15 protein-coding genes are annotated in these 17,920 nt (G+C 70.0%); 10 read left to right on the plus strand and 5 right to left on the minus strand.

The annotated features are described in order from the left end of the window. Positions 1-345 carry a PilZ domain-containing protein gene (locus tag BM272_RS02205; RefSeq protein ID WP_093427109.1) on the plus strand — a complete coding sequence of 115 codons (345 nt, stop codon included), beginning with the start codon at positions 1-3 and terminating at the stop codon, positions 343-345. A gap of 67 nt (positions 346-412) precedes the next feature. Beyond that, positions 413-1,222, plus strand: a complete 810-nt coding sequence (locus tag BM272_RS02210; RefSeq protein WP_093427110.1) for a TatD family hydrolase — start codon at positions 413-415, stop codon at positions 1,220-1,222. A gap of 51 nt (positions 1,223-1,273) precedes the next feature. On the opposite strand, the gene BM272_RS02215 is transcribed toward BM272_RS02210, so the two are convergent. Then, positions 1,274-2,425, minus strand: coding sequence for an aminotransferase class V-fold PLP-dependent enzyme (locus BM272_RS02215; RefSeq protein ID WP_240307978.1), 1,152 nt, complete (start codon positions 2,423-2,425; stop codon positions 1,274-1,276). 140 nt (positions 2,426-2,565) lie between these two features. Between BM272_RS02215 and BM272_RS02220 the strand changes: the two genes are divergently transcribed. Beyond that, positions 2,566-3,240 (plus strand): DUF6781 family protein, encoded by a 675-nt coding sequence (locus BM272_RS02220; RefSeq protein ID WP_093427111.1) that lies wholly within the window; start codon positions 2,566-2,568, stop codon positions 3,238-3,240. 3 nt (positions 3,241-3,243) lie between these two features. Further along, positions 3,244-4,929, plus strand: coding sequence for an ABC1 kinase family protein (locus BM272_RS02225; RefSeq protein ID WP_093427112.1), 1,686 nt, complete (start codon positions 3,244-3,246; stop codon positions 4,927-4,929). A gap of 24 nt (positions 4,930-4,953) precedes the next feature. On the opposite strand, the gene BM272_RS02230 is transcribed toward BM272_RS02225, so the two are convergent. The 4 genes from BM272_RS02230 to BM272_RS02245 are packed head-to-tail and all read right to left on the minus strand — an operon-like array spanning position 4,954 to position 11,203. Then, positions 4,954-6,342, minus strand: coding sequence for a TolC family outer membrane protein (locus BM272_RS02230; RefSeq protein ID WP_159432997.1), 1,389 nt, complete (start codon positions 6,340-6,342; stop codon positions 4,954-4,956). 34 nt (positions 6,343-6,376) lie between these two features. Next, positions 6,377-9,442 (minus strand): efflux RND transporter permease subunit, encoded by a 3,066-nt coding sequence (locus BM272_RS02235; RefSeq protein ID WP_093427114.1) that lies wholly within the window; start codon positions 9,440-9,442, stop codon positions 6,377-6,379. Continuing rightward, entirely contained in the window at positions 9,439-10,557 is a 1,119-nt protein-coding gene (locus BM272_RS02240) for an efflux RND transporter periplasmic adaptor subunit (RefSeq protein WP_143613112.1), read from the minus strand. The genes BM272_RS02235 and BM272_RS02240 overlap by 4 nt, the downstream gene beginning before the upstream one ends. A gap of 13 nt (positions 10,558-10,570) precedes the next feature. Continuing rightward, the gene (locus BM272_RS02245; RefSeq protein WP_093427116.1) at positions 10,571-11,203 is read right to left on the minus strand and encodes a TetR/AcrR family transcriptional regulator; all 633 of its coding nucleotides are present in this window, start codon (positions 11,201-11,203) and stop codon (positions 10,571-10,573) included. 607 nt (positions 11,204-11,810) lie between these two features. Between BM272_RS02245 and BM272_RS02250 the strand changes: the two genes are divergently transcribed. From BM272_RS02250 to BM272_RS02275, 6 genes are all read left to right on the plus strand, one after another. Beyond that, complete coding sequence (locus BM272_RS02250) at positions 11,811-12,209, plus strand: hypothetical protein (RefSeq protein ID WP_143613114.1); 399 nt, start codon at positions 11,811-11,813, stop codon at positions 12,207-12,209. 68 nt (positions 12,210-12,277) lie between these two features. Next, complete coding sequence (locus BM272_RS02255) at positions 12,278-14,098, plus strand: M61 family metallopeptidase (protein ID WP_240307979.1); 1,821 nt, start codon at positions 12,278-12,280, stop codon at positions 14,096-14,098. Beyond that, on the plus strand, positions 14,085-14,693 hold the full coding sequence (gene mobA / locus BM272_RS02260) for a molybdenum cofactor guanylyltransferase MobA (RefSeq protein WP_240307980.1): 609 nt from the start codon (positions 14,085-14,087) through the stop codon (positions 14,691-14,693). Before BM272_RS02255 ends, mobA begins: the two co-directional genes overlap by 14 nt. Positions 14,694-14,772: 79 nt before the next feature. Further along, positions 14,773-15,162, plus strand: coding sequence for a response regulator (locus BM272_RS02265; protein ID WP_093427118.1), 390 nt, complete (start codon positions 14,773-14,775; stop codon positions 15,160-15,162). Between the two features lie 84 nt (positions 15,163-15,246). After that, positions 15,247-15,852 carry a biliverdin-producing heme oxygenase gene (locus BM272_RS02270; protein ID WP_093427119.1) on the plus strand — a complete coding sequence of 202 codons (606 nt, stop codon included), beginning with the start codon at positions 15,247-15,249 and terminating at the stop codon, positions 15,850-15,852. After that, a complete protein-coding gene (locus BM272_RS02275) occupies positions 15,849-17,915 on the plus strand; it encodes a bifunctional diguanylate cyclase/phosphodiesterase (protein ID WP_159432998.1) in 2,067 nt (688 codons plus the stop codon). Before BM272_RS02270 ends, BM272_RS02275 begins: the two co-directional genes overlap by 4 nt. Positions 17,916-17,920 lie beyond the last annotated feature (5 nt).

Genomic DNA, 17,920 nt, shown 5'->3' on the forward strand with positions numbered 1-17,920 from the left:
ATGGATGCCACCCGCGAACGGATCCTCCATCTGGATCTCTCCAACCGCACCGAACTCTACGCCGCCTACCTGCCCTTCATCCGGGGCGGCGGCCTCTTCGTTCCCACCCGCGCGGACCACCCCCTGGGCGAAGAGCTCTTCCTGGTGGTCCAGCTCCCGGACGAGCCCGAGGCCCTGCCGGTCACGGGCCGCGTGATCTGGCGCACGCCACCGGGCGCTGCCGGCCATCGGCCCGCCGGGATCGGCCTCCAGCTCCAGGGCGACGACCACGGCACGATCCGCGCCCGCATCGAGGACCTGCTCGCCGGCGCCCTGGCATCCGACCGTCCCACCCATACCCTGTAGGGGTGGGCCAGGGGGGCGGCCCCTTTGCTATAATTCCCGACCTCTGAAGGCCGAAAAGACCGGAGCCATGACCGAACCGACCCTCGTCGATTCCCACTGCCACCTGGATCGCCTGGAGGGCGCCGATCAGCCCGGCGCCGTGGCACAGTACCTGGCCGATGCCCGGGAGAACGGGATCGGCCACGTCCTCTGCGTCTCCATCGACATGGGCAATGTCCACGACGTCCTGGCCATCGCCCGGGAGCACGAGGGGGTCTCCGCCTCCGCCGGGGTCCACCCCAACGAGGAGCCGGATCCCGCAACCGAGCCGGATGCGGCCACCCTGCGCGACCTGGCCCTGGATCCGGTGGTGGTCGCCGTGGGCGAGACCGGCCTGGACTACTTTCGTAGCGGCGAGGACGAGGACATGGAGTGGCAGCGGGAGCGCTTCCGCCGCCACATCGGCGTCGCCCGGGAGGTGGGCAAACCGCTCATCATCCACACCCGCGCCGCCGCCGAGGACACCCTGACCATCCTGCGGGAGGAGCGGGCGGAGGAGTGCGGGGCGGTGATGCACTGCTTCGCCGAAGACCGCGATGTCGCCCGCCGCGCCCTGGACATGGGCTTCTACATCTCCCTGGCCGGGATCGTCACCTTCAAGAACGCCGTGGAGCTCAAGGAGGTGGCGAAGATGGTCCCGGAGGACCGCCTGCTGGTGGAGACCGATGCCCCCTACCTGGCACCGGTGCCCAACCGCGGCAAGCCCAACCGGCCCGCCTGGGTGCGCCACACCGCCGAGCACGTCGCCGAGCTGCGCGGCACCTCCCTGGAGGCCCTGGCCGCAACCACCACGGCGAACTTCCACCGCCTCTTCCCGCGCGCCGAGGCCGCGGCCTGACGGTTATCGGGTTTAATATTCAGTGAGTTACAAAAAACTCTTGATGTAGATTCAAAGCTCGGCGGCGACCCTGTCCACCGTCTCCAGGGCCCGGCCAATGGTGGCGGAGGCCGTGTGGAAGTGGGGCGAGAAGCGGATCCCGCCGCCGCGGTGGGCGCAGAGGACGCCGCGGTCCATGAGCCCCTGCCAGAGGGCCGCATTGTCCACGCCGGTATGGCGGAAGGTCACGATACCGGCCATGCGCGCCGGGTCGGTAAGGAGCTCCAGGTCGGGGTGGGCGGTGGCGCGCTCGGCCACCTCGCCGGCGCGCTGGCGCACCAGGGCCTCCACCCGCTCCATGCCCACCTCTTCGAACACGGACAGGCTCGCCGAGAGGGCGTGGATCCCGAGCATGTTGGGGCTGCCGGGCTCGAAGCGCCGCGCCGAGGCCGCCGGCTCCCACTCCTTGCGATCGAAGTCGCCGACGTGCTCGACCATGTGCCAGCCCCACTGGTGGAGGGTCAGCTGCTGGCGCAGCTCCGGGCGGCAGTAGAAGAGTCCGATCCCCTCCGGGGAGAGCAGCCACTTGTGGGCATCAGCGGCGATGAAGTCGGCATCGATGGCCTCCACGTCCATGGCCAGCGCCCCCAGGCTCTGGATGGCGTCCACCCCGAAGAAGCTCCCGTGGGCCCGGCAGGCCCTCCCCAGCCGGCCCAGGTCCAGGGCGAGCCCGCTGGCGTACTGGACCGACGAGATGGCCAGCAGTCGCACCCCGCCCTCGGCCAGCACGGCCTCCAGGGCTGCCTCCGGATCGTCCCGGCCGGCCAGCTCCACCTGGACCAGCTCCACGCCCCGATCGGCCAGCGCCTCCCAGACCACCCGGTTGGAGGGGAATTCCTCGGCGGAGGTCACCACCCGGTCGCCGGGCTGCCAGTCCAGGCCGGCGGCCACCAGGGAGAGCCCCTCGGAGGTATTCTTCACCAGGGCAACGTCGTCCGCCGAGGGGGCCCCGATGAAGGCGGCCAGCCGTCGGCGCAGGCCGGCCTCGGTCTCCAGCCACTGCAGGTAGCGGCGGGAGCCCTGCCGGGCGTTCTCGGCGGCGAAATCGGCCACGGCATCCCGGGTCCGGGCCGGCCAGGGGCCGATGGCGGCGTGGTTGAGGTGGACCAGTTCGGGGTCCAGCGGGAACTCGCGATCCGGGTCGATGGCCAGGCGTTCCAGCACGACGTCTCTCCTGTCGGGGGCTTTACGGCCATTCTACCAGTGCGAGCCGGATGACCATGGCCCCGTTGAACGGGTGGGATCGTCGCCTCCATGATAGATTGATGGGCTAGGCTGATGGCAGCAACCAGGAGGGAAGGACCATGAGCGATCAGGAACAGACCACCCCCAGCGACGACCCGGCCCTGGAGGGCGTGCGCGCCGCCGCCGAGGAGGCGGTGAACGCCGGCGAGGGGTCCGAGGGCCTGGAGGAGCGAGTCCGCGACGCGGTCCGCGAGGCCATTGGCAACGGGGCCGTCACCGCCGACCGGGTCCGGGAGCTCGTTGCCGCCGCCATGAGCGGCGTCGATGCCGGCCTGGTCGAGGAAGGCAGCCGCGGCAGCGCCGCCGTGCGCGAGGCCCTGGGCCGCCTGGAATCCACCGCCGCAGGAGCCGGGGAGCGCCTGCGGCTGGCCGCGGAAGAGAGCGGCGGCCGACTGCGCGAGTTCGGCGAGGGGCGGCTGGAGTGGAGCCGCCGGGAGCTGGGCAGTCTCGCCGGGATGTTCACCGACGCCGCCGCCGAAGCGGTCCGCGGGGCCGGAGAGACCTTCGGCGGGATCCTCCGCGACCTCACCGGCCACGCCCGCACCGGCGTAAAGGATACCGCGGCCGAGGTGGGCGAGACCGCCGGGGGGCTCAAGGAGGATCTCGAGACCGTGGCCCGGTCGGCGGCGGAGAAGGGCCGCCTCTCGGCGGCTACTGCCACGGCCCGCGTCCAGGCCGTCGTGGCCGGCACCCTCGGCGGTATCACCGAGGGCCTGGAAGGGAAGGGGCGCTGACCGGTGTTCTGGGAGGCCATGGGAGCGGCCCGGGACCTGGGCCGACTCCACGACATCGCGTCGGTCCTCATCCGCTACGGTATGGGGGACGTCGTCCGACGGCTGGGGCTCTCCCGCATCCTGGAACGGGCGGGACATGCCCTGCACTGGAAGGATCCGGAGGCCATGGCCCACATGGCCCCGCCCCAGCGCCTGCGCCGCGCCCTGGAGGATCTGGGCCCCACCTTCATCAAGCTCGGCCAGGTCCTCTCCACCCGGGTGGACCTGCTGCCGCCGGAGTACCTGGAGGCCCTGGAGGGATTGGTGGACGACGTGCCCGCCGTCCCCTTCGAGGAGATCCGTCCGCAGCTGGAAGCGGATCTGGGGGCGCCGCCGGAAGAGGTCTTCGCCTGGATCGACACCGAACCCTTGGCCAGCGCCTCCATCGCCCAGGTCCACCGCGCCCGCACCCAGGAGGGGGGCGAGGTCATCCTCAAGATCCGCCGCCCCGAGATCGAGGAGACGGTAGAGGCGGATCTGCGACTGCTCTCCCGGCTCGCCGACATGGCCGAGTCGGAGCTCCCCGAGGCGCGCCGCTACCGGCCTCGGGAGGTGATCCGCCAGTTCAGCCGCTCCCTCAAGCGCGAACTGGACTTCGCGCGGGAGGCGCGCAATGCCGACCGGGTGCGGGAGAACTTCCACCGCGAGGAGGAGCTGGTCATCCCCACCGTCCACTGGGAGTGGACCGGGGAGCGCCTCAACGTCCAGGACTTCATCGACGGCATCCCCGGCCGGGACATGGCGGGGGTCGACGAGGCCGGTCTGGATCGGCGGCTACTGGCGCGGCGCGGCGCCCACGCCGTCCTGCACATGACCCTGGTGGACGGCTTTTTCCACGCCGACCCCCACGGCGGCAACGTCTTCTTCCTGAGGGACAATCGCCTGGCCCTCATCGACTTCGGCATGATGGGGAGCCTCTCCCAGGACCGGCGCCAGCAGGTGGGCGATCTGCTCATGGCGCTGGTGAACCGGGACACCGAGGCGACCGTGGATACCCTGCTGGAGTGGACCGCCGGCCCGCCATCGGACCCGGAACGGCTGGCCGTCGAGGTGGACGCCTTCCTGGACACCTACCACGGGCTGCCCCTCAAGGAGCTCCACTTCGCCGAGATGGTCACCGACCTCATGGCCCTCATCCGGGAGCACGAGCTGGTCCTGCCGCCGGACCTCTCCCTGCTCTTCAAGTCCTTCCTGAGCCTGGACGGGCTGGGGCGGCGGCTGGATGACTCCTTCGATATCGTCGGTGAAGCGCGTCCCTTCCTGCGCCGGCTCATGGCCCGACGCTACCGGCCGGAGACGGTCTGGCGCAACGCCCGCAACCGCCTGGGCGCCACCATGGACCTCCTCAACGGCCTGCCCCGGGACCTGCGGCGCCTCATGCGCCTGGCCCGTCGCGGCGCGTTGCAGGTCAACGTCGACCTCACCCGGCTGATCCAGTTCGGCCACCAGATGGACCGGGCCGCCAGCCGCCTGGCCGTGGGGCTGGTGACGGCGGCGCTCATCATCAGCACCGCCATCGTCGTGGCCTTCCTCAAGGACGGCCCCACCCTCCTGGGACTCCCGGTCTTTACCACCCTGGGCTTCGGCGGCGCCGTGGCCGGGATGCTCTGGCTGGCGCTCTCCATCCGCCACGGTAGCCACCGGGACTGAAAGCCGGTTCGGAAGGGGAGGCGGTCAGCGCTCGGCGTCACCCCAGGCGGGGTTGTCGCTGCCGAACAGCGCATCCATGGCGAGGACGTCGTTCTCGTCCAGGTCGCCCACGGCGGCCTGGAGGGCGAGCAGGCTCTCCAGGTAGCCGTACTTCGCATCCGCCAGATCGCGCTGGCTGGCGTAGTAGCGCTGCTCGGCGTCCAGCAGCTCCACCTGGCTGTTGAGGCCGTTGCGGTAGCCCTGGCGGGTGGCGTCCCGCGCGGTGCGGGCCGATTCCACGGCCTGGGCCACCGCCTCCAGGCTGGAGCGGGCGGAGCGGGCGTTGAGATACCCTCGACGCGCCTCCAGGCTGGCACTGCGTCGCGCCTGCTCCAGATTCTGTTCCGCCTCGCGGACGGCGGCGCGGGCCTCGTCTTCCTTCGCCTTTAGGCTCCCTCCGGTAAAAACTGGCATGGATAGCTCCACCCCATAGGCGGTGTCCTGACTGTAGTCACCCGAATCGTAGACACCTCCCTCGATATCGGTGTACGACGCCACAAAATTCACCGTGGGCCAGCGCTCGCCTTGAATGCTCATTACATTCGCCTCCTGCAATTCCACCGCCTCCCGGGCCTGGGCCACCACCGGGGAACGCTCCAGGGCCCGCTGTTCCCAGGCGCCCGGTTCAGCGGGAGTGAGCTCCCGCGCCGGCGGGATCCCGTTCAGCCCGGCCAGGCCATCGGGCATCTCGCCCAGGAGGATGGCCAGCTCCTGACGGGAGACCTCCAGCTCGTTCTCCGCCTGGATGAGGGTGGCCCGGGCCTGGTCCCGGCGGGCCAGGGCCTCGTCCACCTCGGTCCGGGCGCTGATCCCCACCGCCTGCCCCTGGCGGGCGGCGGCCAGACGGCGCTCCATGGCGTCCATCTCCGCCCGGGCGGCCTCCAGGGACTCCTGGGCGGCGAGAACGCCGAAGTACCGGCCGGCCACGCGCAGGATGGCCTCCTGTTCCGCCTGGTTGTAGGCCTCGGTGACGCGCGCCGCTTCCGCCTTGCCCGCCTGGAAGGCGCCGATGGCCGTCAGGCTGAACAGCGGCTGCTGAAGGGTTACCTGGTACTGGGTCTCGCGGTAGTCGCCGTCGCTGATAGAGGAGGTCTCCCGCCCATTGAAGACCGACGTCCTTTCCTGCTCCGAGTCCCGTTGCTTGTAGGAGGCGTTGAGATTCACCGAGGGCATCAACTGCCCCCGTCCCTGGGTGATCCGCTCCTCACCGCCTTCCCGGGCGGCGCGGGCGGCGGCCAGCTGGGGATCGGACTCCAGGGCCTGGCGGTAGGCGTCCATGAGGCCCATGGGGGATTGGGCCGCGGCCGGCGTAGCAAACGCGGTAGCGATGAGCGCGGCCAGGGTCGAGCGGCGCAGGGTCTTGCCAGTCATCATGGGACGGTTCCTTTTCGGGTTCATGCGTTCGAATTCATTCGGATGTCGGGTAATGGGACTGCCAGCGCTGCAATCCGTTCTCCAGGAGCGAGTAGACGGCGGGTACCACCACCAGGGTCAGCAGCGTGGCGGTGATCATCCCGCCGATGACGGCGATGGCCAGCGGCCCGTTGGTATCGGCCCCGGCCCCCAGGCCCAGCGCCGCCGGGAGGAGGGCGAGGATCACCGTCAGCGAGGTCATGAGCACCGGCCGCAGCCGGATGGGGCAGGCCTCGCGCAGCGCTTCGTCGATGCCCTTGCCCTCCGCCCGCGCCTGGTTGGTGAGATCCACCAGGAGGATGGAGTTCTTGGCCACCAGGCCCAGCAACAGCAGCAGGCCGATCATGGAGAAGATGTTCAGGGTGTTGCCGGTGACCCACAGGGCGATGACGCCCCCGATCATGGCCAGCGGCTGGGCCACCATGATGATGAAGGGCTGCAGGAAGCTGTTGAACTGGCTCGACAGCACCATGTAGAGCAGGGCGATGGCCATGAGGAAGGCGAAGCCCATGTAGCCGGCGGTCTTCTCGAACTCCTCCGCCTCGCCCATGAGGGTCACGGAATAACCCGCTGGCAGGGTCTTCGCAGCGGCTTCCTCCACTTGCTGGGCCGCCTCCGCCAGGGGGAGGTCGGGGTCGCCGTAGAACTTGGCGCCGTACTGGAGATCCACGCGGGTGATCACGGCCGGGCCCAGGATCTCGCGGAAGTCGGCCACGGTATCCAGTCGTACCGGCTCGCCGCCGCTGCCGCGGACGTAGATCCGGCGCAGGTCCGCCGGGGTGGCCAGCTCGCCGTCGGCCGCCTTGAGACGGACGTCGTAGCGCTCGCCATCACTGGGGACATCGTTGTAGCGGCCCACGTCCAGGCCGCCGGCCAGGGTGTTCACCGCCATGGCCACATCGGCGGCGCTGATCCCGAGCTGGGCCGCCCGGCCGCGGTCGAGCTCCACGTCCACCTGGGGCAGGTCGAGCTCCAGCTCCCGGTCCAGCCGGCCCATGCCGTCGATGGCCTCCAGCCGCTCCTGGAGCTCCCCGGAGAGGCGGCCCACCTCGTCCAGGTCGTTGCCGCGCACGGCGAACTGCAGGGGATCGCCGCGCTGGCCGCCGATCATAGGCTGCTTGCGGGCAAAGGCGCGGACCCCGGGGATCTCCCTGAGCTCCCGGTTTACCTCGGCGACGATGGCCTGCTGGGAGCGCTCGCGCTCGGCCCGATCCACCAGGCGGACGAAGGCCAGACCCTGGTTCACCTGGCCCTGGTCCCCCAGGCCGATGGCGGCAAAGTAGCCGTAGACGTCGTCCCGCGCCGCGAGGATGGACTCCACCTCGCGCAGCTTCTCGTCGGTGTAGTCGATGTTCGAGCCCAGCGGCGCCCGCAGGATGATCATGAAGGCGCCCTGGTCCTCCTCGGGGGTGAAGGTCTTGCCCACGTCGGCGAAGAACCAGGTGGATCCCCCGACCATGGCCGCCACCAGGGCGATGACCTTCCAGCGATGGCCCAGGGCGGCGCCCAGCAGACCGCGATAGAGGCGCTCCAGGGCCTGGAAGGCGTTCTCGAACAGGTGCCAGAGGCGGTTGTGGCGCGGCTCCACGCTGAGAAAGCGGGAGCAGAGCATGGGGGTGAGGGTCATGGAGACGAACCAGGAGACCAGCACCCCGAAGGTGACCACCACGGCGAAGGACTCGAAGAAGCGGCCGATGATCCCGCCCATGAAGATCACCGGGGCGAAGATGGCCACCAGGGTCAGGGTGGCCGCGAGGACGGCGAAGACCACCTGGTTGGTGCCGGCGATGGCCGCCCGGATGGGGTGCGGCTCCAGCTGCTCGCGGTGGCGGTAGATGTTCTCCAGCACCACGATGGCGTCGTCCACCACCACGCCCACCAGGAGGAGGAGGGCGAGGAGGGTAAGATTGTTGAAGGTGTAGTCGGCGAAGTACATCACCGCAATGGCACCCAGCAGCGATACCGGGATGGCCACCGCGATGATGGCCGTGGAGCGCAGGCTCTTGAGGAACAGCAGCACCACGATGGCGGCCAGCAGGGTGCCGAGGACGACGTGCTCCTCCAGGGCGTGGATCATCTCCATGATGTAGAGGGAGTCGTCCGAGGAGACGGTGAGCTTCATCCCGGCGGGGAGCTGGGGGACGATCTCCTCGTCCAGGCGGCGCTTGACCTCGTCGGTGATGGCCACGGTGTTGGCGCCGGCGATCTTCACCACGCCCAGGCCCACGGTGGACTCGCCGCGGTAGCGGGCCAGCTCCCGGTAGTCCTCCAGGCCGTCCTCCACCTCGGCGAAGTCGGAGAGACGGATATTGCCGCCCTCGCGGCTCGCCACCACCATCTTCGCCAGTTCGTCCGGGTCGTGGTACTCCATGTCGAGCTTGAGCAGGCTCTCCGAGCGCTCCGAGACCAGGAAGCCGCCGGGGAACTGGACGTGCTCGGTATCGAAGGCGTTCACCACCTCCGGGACGGTGACATCCAGCGCCGCCATGCGGTCCAGGTCCAGGTTGACCCGGATGGTGCGGTCGCGCCGGCCGCCCAGGCGGACCCGCCCGACGCCGTTGATGGTCTCCAGCTGCTTCTTGATGACGGTATTGGCGTAGCGATTGAGCTGCTGCTGGGTCCGGTCGCCCTGGAGGGAGAGCCACATCACCGGGGAGGCGCCGGTCTCCACCTTGCCCACCACCGGCGGTTCGGCATCCTCCGGCAGCTGGTCCAGGACCTGGTTGACCTTGGACTGGACCTCGTTGAAGGCGACGTCCACGTCCTTGGAGAGGTCGAACTGTATGGTGACCACGGAGACGCCCGGGGAGGAGCTGGACTCGATGCGGTCGATCCCCGGTACGCTGTTGACCTGGGTCTCGATGACGTTGGTCACCGAGGAGTCCACCACGCCGGGATTGCCGCCGGGGAGGGTGGTGGTCACCGAGACCACCGGGAAGTCGATATCGGGGAACTGATCCACCCCCATGCGCTCGTAGGCCACCAGCCCGAAGAGGACCAGCACCAGGGAGAGCATCAGCGCCAGCACGTGGCGCCGGATGGATAGCTCCGGCAGGGTCATCCGTCGTCACCCCCGCGCAGCCGCACGGCGGCCCCGTCGGAGAGATAGTCGGCCCCGTCCCGGGCGATGGTGGTGCCGGCGGCCAGCCCCTCCCGGATCACCACCTGCCCGTCGAAGCGGAAGCCGGTCTCCACGACCTTCTCGACGGCCTGGCCATCCTCGAGGGCGTAGACCACCTCGCCGGCCGGACGCTGGACCACGCTGGTCTCGTCCACCACCACGGCCGAGGGGAGGTGGTCGCGGACGATATTGCCGACTACGCCGGCCCCGTCCCGCCAGTTGCCGGGATTGTCGAAGTCCACCAGGGCATCGAAGGCGCGGCTGGCGTCACCGACGCGCTCGCGCAGGGCGGTCACCCGGGCCTCCACGACCTCCTCCGGCGCGGAGGGCAGCCAGAGCCGCACGCCCATGCCGGGCTCTACCCGGGCGGCGGCGGTCTCCGGGAGGGGAAGCTCGGCCCGCAGCCCCTCGGGGGCGACCAGTTCGAACAGCGGCTCCCCCACACCGGGATAATCCCCGGGGGAGATGTGGCGCTCCACGACGCGCCCCTCCACCGGCGCCCGGATCCGGGTCAGCCGCAGGTCGCGCTGGGCCTGCTCAAGCCGCGCCTCGGCCCCGGCCAGCCGGGCCCGGATCTCGTCCAGGGCGGTGGTGGCGGCATCCAGTTCGGACTCCGAGACGTACTGCTCCTCGGCCTGGGCGCGCAGCCGCTCTACCTGTCGCTGCTGGTTGCGCTGCTGGGCCCGGAGTCGGTCCACCTCCGAGCGCGCCGCATCCCGCGCCAATCGGAAGGGCTCGGCATCCAGGGTGGCCAGGAGTTCCCCCTGGCGCACCGGCTCCCCCGCATCCACCTCCAGTCCGACGACGCGCCCGGCCACCTCGGCGCGCAGGGTGGGCGCCGTCCGTGCGCGGATCCGGCCGATGGTGTGTTCCGTGATGTCGACGGCCTGTTCGCGAGCCTTGTCGGCCTGGACCAGCATGGCCCGGTCGCTGGCCATCGCCTCGCGGCCCTCCTCGCCCGATTCGCCGCCGCAGCCGCTCAGGGCCAGCAGGAGGGAGAGGGCCAGTCCGGGGATGACCGGTCGGGCGCAGGGGGAGGGTGGGCATCTTCTCATGCGTCTTTGCGCCTCACGCGGGATGGCGGAGGATACCCTGGAGCAGGATATCCACCAGGGCATCGCTGTAACGCTCCGGCTGGCCCTTCACGGTGCCATCCGTGCTCTCCTCCAGGACCTCGCGGTTCATGAAGAAGAAGAGGTCGGCACCGACCAGGGCGGAGACCAGAACCCCCGGATCGAAGTCCTGGCGGAAGACGCCTCCCGCCTGACTATCCTCGATGATGGAGACCACGTACCGGAAGTGGCTTGCCAGGACGTTCTCGGCCAGTTCACGGCCCCGCGGATTGTCCCGATCCTGGATCTCGCGCAGCACCAGCCGGCTGAGGTCCTCGCGCTCGAACAGGTGCTTGAGGTGCTGCCGCGCAAAACGGCGCAGCCGTTCCTCCACGGCATCGCCCTCGGAATCCAGCTCCTGGCGCAGCGCCTCCAGCCCCTCGCGGCAGGCGTTCTCCAGGACCGCCTGGTAGAGAACCTCCTTGCTCCGGAAATGGTAGAGGATATTCGCCTTGCTGGTACCGGCCGCCTCGGCAATGGCGCTCAACGAGACCCCGTCAAAGCCATTGGTGGCAAAAAGGTGCTCAGCGGTCTCCAGGATCGCGACGATGCCCTGACCGCGCCGGACCGTCTCCGACTCCGTACCCATCTTTTACCCCCTGCATCACGCACTGTCAGAAAGCCAGTCAGTCAATAATTTATCAGTTTTTTATAAACCAGATTGTGAAGAGTTTCACCAACCAAGGACTGGCGCCAACTGACCAACTGGTTAAAAGCATTCTGGATCGTCGCCGACGGCGAGGCAAGGCGCCATGGGCTGTCACGACGCGCCAATCCCGGGTCCGGACCGTAGGGGCCGTGCGGGAGCTATTGCCGGCTACCGGGCCCGGAACCGCACAGGGATCCGTACGGGGATCCAGACCGGCAGTCCCGGCGGCCGGTTCCTGGGTCGGAAAGGCGCTGAAACGCCTCCGACAGTCCTCACCGGAAGCCTCACCGGAAGCGGCTTCGAGGCTCCGGCGCCGGCGAGCGCAACCGAGGCCGGGCCGGAGTCGCAAGAGCCGAGGGGCCGGCCATCCAGCAGGGAGGCCCGAACGGGGCTCGGGGACTGCCCCACTCACCCCGCCATACTTCGCATAATGTATATTATGTTAAGTCGTGGATCGAGGTGGTCGGCACGTAACCCGAGCAATCTGTCCCGGTCGCCCCCGCTGTGCCACAATGCGGCCATTCCGATTGATCGAGGTGGCGGTCCCATGGCGGCACGATTGCGGCAGATTTCCGTTCTGGCCCTGGTCGGCGTCGGCATCGTGATGCTGCTGGCCGGCTGTGCCCGGGAGGTCTACGTGGAGCCCGCCGAGACCATCGAGGTCCGCCAGGCCGGGGACGAACGGCTGACCTGCGGCGAGCTGGACCGCCGTATCGGCAACCTCTACGGACGCGCTATGGAGTTCGCTCCCGATGGCTTCCACGAGGATCGGGGAAATGCCGTCGCCGGGAGTGTCGGGACCTTCGCCTTCAGCCCGGCCTATCTGTACGTACTGCGTAACGAGGTCGTCGACAAACCCAGGGAACGGGAGCGTTTCGACGCAGTGACCTCGCGCATCGAGTGGCTCCAGCGGCTCAAGGCGCGCAAGCACTGCTTCGAGTACTGATCGAGCCGGAAGCAGGACCTCGCGAACAACCATCAGAAGCCAACCATCAGAAGCCACGAGGGGGAAACGTGAGCCGCGACGCCATCACGCCGCTTCGCTACCGGGTCGTTCCCTTGCGGCCCTCGGCCCACGAGTTCGCGGTGGAGCTCACCATCCCCGAGCCGGCGGCAGACGGTCAGCGCCTGATCCTGCCGGCCTGGATTCCCGGTAGTTACCTGGTCCGCGACTTCGCCCGCCACATCGTGGAGATCGCGGCGGAGGACGGTGACGGCGTGCCGGTCCGGCTGGACAAGGAGGACAAGCAGACCTGGCGCGCCGCCCCGGCCAAGGGTCCCCTGGTCCTCCGCACGGTGGTTCACGCCCACGACCCCTCGGTGCGCAGCGCCTGGCTGGACCGGCGCCGCGGCTTCTTCAACGGCACCTCCCTCTTCCTGGAGCCGGAGGGTCACGACCATCGCCCCTGCGAACTGGATCTGGAGCCGCCGGCCGAGGGCTCGGTGGACGGCGAATGGACGGTGGCCACCGCCCTCACCCCCGCCGGTGCGGCCGAGGGCGGATTCGGCCGCTATCGCGCCGCCGATTACGCCACCCTCATCGACAGCCCGGTGGCCATGGCCCCCCTGGCCCGCGTCGGCTTCGAGGTGGCGGGCATCCCGCACACCATCGCCATCAGCGGCCACCACCGGGCCGACCTGCCGCGGCTGGCCGAGGATGTGCGCGCGATCTGCGAGGAGCAGGTGGCGGTCTTCGGCGAATTGCCGGTTACCGAGCGCTACGTCTTCTACCTCCACGTGGTCGGCGACGGTTACGGCGGCCTGGAGCACGCCGACAGCACCGCCCTGGTCGCCAGGCGCGACCACCTCCCCCGCCCCGGCGGGGACGTCGATGCCGACGGCTACGCCGAGCTGCTGGGGCTGTTCAGCCACGAATACTTCCACCTCTGGAACGTGAAACGGATCCGGCCGGCCGCCTTCACGCCCTACGACCTGCGCGGCGAGGTCCACACCACCCTCCTCTGGGCCTTCGAGGGGATCACCTCCTATTACGACGACCGCGCGCTGGTGACCGCCGGCCGCATCGATCGGGAGGCCTATCTCGAGCGACTGGGTCGGGTCATTACCCGGGTCATGCGCGGCAGCGGCCGCCACCGGCAGTCGGTGGCGGACTCCAGCTTCGACGCCTGGACCCGCTTCTACCAGCAGGACGCCAACGCGCCCAACGCCATCGTCAGCTACTACGCCAAGGGGGCCCTGGTGGCCCTGGCCCTGGACCTGCTGCTGCGGCGCGATGCGGGCACCCGGCTGGACGATGTCATGCGCCGGCTCTGGAGCGAGTACGGCCGCCCCGGGATCGGCGTCCCTGAGGAGGGGGTCCGGGAGGCAGCCGAGGCCGTCTCGGGGCTCGACCTGGGGGACTTCTTCGCGCGCTACGTCCACGGCACCGAGGACCCGCCCCTGGCGGAGTTGCTGGCCGCCACGGGCGTGGCCCTGCGGACCCGGCCCCGCGGCGGGCGCGATGACCGCGGCGGCACCCCGCCCGGCGACTCCCCGGCACCGGCATGGACCGGCGCGGTGATAGCCGATGAACAGGGGCGCGCCCGGGTCCGGACCGTTCATGCCGGCAGCCCGGCGGAGGTGGCCGGCCTCTCCCCCGGGGACGAACTGGTGGCCGTGGCCGGTCTGCGCGCCACGGCCGCCGGCCTGGACGAGATCCTGCGGCGCTACCCGGCGGGCGAGGCGCTCCCCGTCCACGCCCTGCGCGGTGACGAACTGATCACGACGACCCTGCGACCCGCGGAGCCGCCGGGTGATACCTGTTACCTGGAGTTTCAGCCGGAGGCCGGGGAGGCCGAGAAGCAGCGGCAGGAGGAATGGCTTGGCCACCCCTGATGCCACCAACGAGGTCGCCGGCGTTGTCCTCTGCGGCGGGCGCGGCCAGCGCATGGGCGGACGGGACAAGGGGCTCGTGGCCCTGGATGGCCGCCCCCTGGCCGAGTGGGCCGCCCGCGCCCTGGCCCCGCAGGTGGCTCGGCTCTGCATCAACGCCAACCGGAACCGGGAGGCCTATGGTGAACTGGGCTGGCCCCTCTGTCCCGATACCGTGGCCAATTTCCCCGGGCCGCTGGCCGGTTTCCTGGCCGGCCTGGGTCAGCTCGTGGAACAGCCCGGAACCTGGCTGGCCACCGTCCCCGGCGATACCCCTCGCCCCCCCGCCGACCTGGTGGAGCGCCTCCTGACAGCGGCCCGGGAGGCCGGCGCCCCGGCCGCCCTGGCGCATGCCGGCGGGCGTCGCCAGCCGGTCTTTGCCCTCCTCCACCGCGACCTGCGCCCCTGGCTGGAGGCGGCCCTGGCGGCCGGCAATCCCGCCACCGGCGCCTGGCTGGACGAAGTCGGCGCCGTGGAGGTGCCCTTCCCCTCGGCGGAACCCTTCGCCGGCATCAACACCGAGGCGGAGTGGCGCCGTCGGGAAGCCGAGGGGGTCTGACACCGTGAGCCGGGGCATGCGGATCGGCCATCCCTGCTACCGTCGTGCGCTGTCGCACGCCGGGAAGGGCTAGAACGCCATGGGGATGGAGAGTTTCCACGTCCTGGTGGCCGATGACCTGCGCTCCATGCGCAACGTCATCAAGTCCATCCTGCGCAACATCGGCTTCGCCACCATCTACGACGCCGAGGATGGGCAGCAGTCCCTCCACCTCTTGCGCAACGAGACCATCCACCTGGTGGTCTGCGACTGGAACATGCCCAGGATGACCGGTCTGGAACTGCTGGAGGCCATGCGCGCCGACAGCAACCTCGCCGATATCCCCTTCATCATGGTCACCGCCGAGAACAGCAAGGAGCGCATCACCCAGGCCATCGAGGCCGGCACGGATGAATACGTGGTCAAGCCCTTCAACGAAGAGACCCTGCGCAAGAAGATCGCAAACGCGCTCCGACGCCACAGCCCGTAGCGATGGCCTTGCTTTCGCCGACCATCGGGTCGCGGTAGAGTGACCGCCGCGCGGAAATCCCGACGACCGCATTGAAGGTTATCCATGCAGACAGAAACCGGCGCCATGGCTGCCGAAACCCTGCCGGATACGGACGTCCGGTCGCTGCTCCGGGATGCCACCGCCGAACTGCACGCCGACATCGAGGCGAGCGCCGTCGTCCGCCGGGTGATGGCCGATACGGTCACGGAGGCCGACTATCGCCACCTCCTGGCCCGCCTTCACGGTTTTCATCGCCCCCTGGAAACGGGGCTGAACGACTTCTGCACCCGAACCGGAGAAGAACGGCCCTATCAGCGGCGTGTCGTCCGCCTGGAGCGTGACCTCCGGGCGCGCGGGATCGACCCCGACGACCTCCCCCGCTCGCCCGACGCTCCCCGCCCGCACGACCGGGCACAGCTGCTGGGAATCACCTGGGTACTCGAGGGCTCCGCCCTTGGTGCGCAGGTCATCCGGCGCCACCTGGAGGCGCGCCTGGGGCCGGCCGTGATCGGCCCCTTCCACGCCGCGGAGGGCCCCGCCGCCTGGCGATCCTTCCTGGCCCGGCTGGAGGGCGAGGTTCGCTCCCCCGGGGAGCGCGAGGCCGCGCTCCGAGGGGCGCGCGTCACCTTCGCGGGGCTGCTGCAATGGCTGCAGGAGGCCGGGGCGTGAACCACGTCGATCTGGACAACTGCGCTCAGGAGCCCATCGCCACCCCGGGGAGCATCCAGCCCTTCGGCGCGCTGCTGGTGCTGGAGCCAGCGGACTACACCATCCGGTTCGCCAGCGCCAATGCCGGCGACCACCTCCCGGGCGCGCCGGATGTGGCCTCCCTCCCGGGCCGGCCGCTAACGGACTGGCTACCCTGCGCCGGAACGCTCGCGAGGATGGACCGGGCGCTGGAGCAGCGGCCCCGGGCGACGGCGACTCTATCCGTCGGCGAGGCCAAGAACCCTGCCGCCCTCCACCTCACCGGCCACCGCAGTGCCGAGGGACTGGTGGTGGAACTGGAGCGCCTGCCGGACTGTGGCGCCGAGGCCACCGAGCAGAAGGTGGACCGCCTGGACCGGTTCCTGCAGCAGCTCGCCACCTGGCACGACCCCGATTCACTCCTGGCCTTCGCCGCGGGGGAACTGCGCGAGGCTGCCGGCGTGGCGCGGGCCATGGTCTACCGCTTCGATGCCGACTACAACGGCACCATCTCCAGCGAACTCACCGACGGCCGGCCCCAGCGCTACCAGGGTCAGCGCTTCCCGGCCAGCGACATCCCGGAACAGGCCCGTACGCTCTACCGCCACAACCGGGTGCGCGTGATCCCCGACACCGCCTACACCCCGGTCCCGCTGCTCGCCGAGGAGGGCCGCACCGAGGCCCCCGACCTCGGCCTGGCGCTGCTGCGCAGCGTCTCCCCCATCCACCTGGAATACCTGGGCAATCTCGACGTCCGCGCTACCCTGGCCCTCTCCATCCTCGACGAGCAGGGCGACCTCTGGGGCATGCTAGTCTGCCACCACGATGAGCCGCGGGACTTTCCCCCGGCGGTTCGCGATTACGGCGCCATGCTGGGCGAGCTCCTCTCCGCCCACCTCCCCCTGCTGCGCCTCCGCCGGGAGCAGGAGACCGTGGAACGGGGGCTGGAGCGGGTCAACGAACTTCTGGCGGACCTGCCCCGGGCGGATGACCTCATTCCCTACCTGCACCGGCAGAGCGAGGCGCTCCTGGCGGCCTTCGCCGCCGACGGGATGATGCTCTGCCTCCGGGGCGAGTGCCATACCATGGGCGAGCAACCGCCGGCGGGGATCCGGTCAGCACTGGAGACCGCCGTCGACAGTCGGGGCGACGGGGAGCGGATCTTCGCTACCAGCAAGCTGGGGGAGCTGGCCGGCCACAATGGGACCGGCTGGGCCGCGGGGGCCCTCTACGTCCCCCTGGCCAACCACGGCAATGACTACCTCTGCTTCCTCCGTCGGGAGCAGATCGAGACCATCGACTGGGCCGGCAATCCCAACAAGGCGGTGGAACGCAATCCCGATACCGGCCGGCTCTCCCCGCGCAAGTCCTTCGACCTGTGGCAGGAAGAGGTCCGCGGCCAGAGCCTCGCCTGGCAGGGGCACCATATCAAGATGGCCGAGAAGCTGTCGCAACTGGTGGGGCTGCACCAGGGCTACAAGGTCCGCCAGGCACTGGAGACCGAGGCCCGGCTCCACCACCAGGCCCACCACGACGCCCTCACCGGACTGCCCAACCGGGTCCTGCTACTGGATCGCATCGAGCAGGCCATGGAGCGAGTCGGCCGGCACGGCCACAGCCTGGGGCTGCTGTTCACGGACCTCGACGGCTTCAAGGCGATCAACGACTCCCTGGGCCACGACGCCGGCGATCGCGTGCTGGTAGAGGTGGCCAACCGCCTGTCGGCCGAGCTGCGCGACTGCGATACCCTCGCCCGCCTGGGCGGCGACGAGTTCGTCATCCTCGCGGAGGCGGGCTCGCCCGCCGAGGCACGAGAGGCCCTGGGCGGGATTGCCGAGCGCGTCATTGCGACCGTGGCGCGCCCCCTGGAGAAGGAATCCGGCTCACCCCGCCTGGGGACCAGCATCGGCATCGCCCATTACGCCCTGCCGGAGGCAGGGTCCGCCTCGGTCAGCGCGGAGCAGCTCCTGCGCGAGGCGGATGTCGCCATGTACGAGGCCAAGCGCACCGGCCGCAACCGCTACGCCTTCGCCAGCGACGACTGACGCCT

The organism is Thiohalospira halophila DSM 15071 (assembly GCF_900112605.1).
In the GTDB taxonomy this organism is placed as follows: domain Bacteria; phylum Pseudomonadota; class Gammaproteobacteria; order Thiohalospirales; family Thiohalospiraceae; genus Thiohalospira; species Thiohalospira halophila.

Bases quoted from the DNA above. Each gene is read 5' to 3' on its own strand.
- BM272_RS02270 (WP_093427119.1), top strand. From the start codon at position 15,247: ATGCAGACAGAAACCGGCGCCATGGCTGCCGAAACCCTGCCGGATACG.
- BM272_RS02220 (WP_093427111.1), top strand. From the start codon at position 2,566: ATGAGCGATCAGGAACAGACCACCCCCAGCGACGACCCGGCCCTGGAG.
- BM272_RS02230 (WP_159432997.1), bottom strand. From the start codon at position 6,342: ATGATGACTGGCAAGACCCTGCGCCGCTCGACCCTGGCCGCGCTCATC.
- BM272_RS02240 (WP_143613112.1), bottom strand. From the start codon at position 10,557: ATGAGAAGATGCCCACCCTCCCCCTGCGCCCGACCGGTCATCCCCGGA.
- BM272_RS02205 (WP_093427109.1), top strand. From the start codon at position 1: ATGGATGCCACCCGCGAACGGATCCTCCATCTGGATCTCTCCAACCGC.
- BM272_RS02245 (WP_093427116.1), bottom strand. From the start codon at position 11,203: ATGGGTACGGAGTCGGAGACGGTCCGGCGCGGTCAGGGCATCGTCGCG.
- BM272_RS02235 (WP_093427114.1), bottom strand. From the start codon at position 9,442: ATGACCCTGCCGGAGCTATCCATCCGGCGCCACGTGCTGGCGCTGATG.
- BM272_RS02265 (WP_093427118.1), top strand. From the start codon at position 14,773: ATGGGGATGGAGAGTTTCCACGTCCTGGTGGCCGATGACCTGCGCTCC.
- BM272_RS02210 (WP_093427110.1), top strand. From the start codon at position 413: ATGACCGAACCGACCCTCGTCGATTCCCACTGCCACCTGGATCGCCTG.
- BM272_RS02250 (WP_143613114.1), top strand. From the start codon at position 11,811: ATGGCGGCACGATTGCGGCAGATTTCCGTTCTGGCCCTGGTCGGCGTC.